1 protein-coding gene is annotated in these 288 nt (G+C 46.9%); it reads left to right on the top strand.

Translation table 11 applies throughout. The features are described 5' to 3' along the window. Nucleotides 1-239, top strand: a 239-nt coding sequence (locus R0K30_RS21595) for an IclR family transcriptional regulator C-terminal domain-containing protein (protein ID WP_410612854.1), incomplete at its 5' end; no start/stop codon positions are given. Nucleotides 240-288: the final 49 nt, after the last annotated feature.

Genomic DNA, 288 nt, shown 5'->3' on the forward strand with positions numbered 1-288 from the left:
GGGCTGAACTGCTTCAATCTATTGAAAGATCCTTACAATCAGGTTATACGATCAGCTATTCGGAATTAGAAGATTACACGGCGGCGATCGGGGCGCCGATTTTCAATCACGAAGGTAAGGTGGCTGCCGGAATCAGCATCGCCGGCTTCGAAGCCCGGTTTTCAGAGGACAGGCTGCCGTATTTAACCGAAAAGGTCAAAAACGCCGCACAGCATATTTCTGAGAAATTGGGTTATTGACCGAGCCAATTTTTCTTCACTCGCGTACATTACAATATCGATAGTAACG

It is taken from the genome of Bacillus sp. SIMBA_154, assembly GCF_046536015.1.
GTDB lineage: Bacteria > Bacillota > Bacilli > Bacillales > Bacillaceae > Bacillus > Bacillus pumilus_P.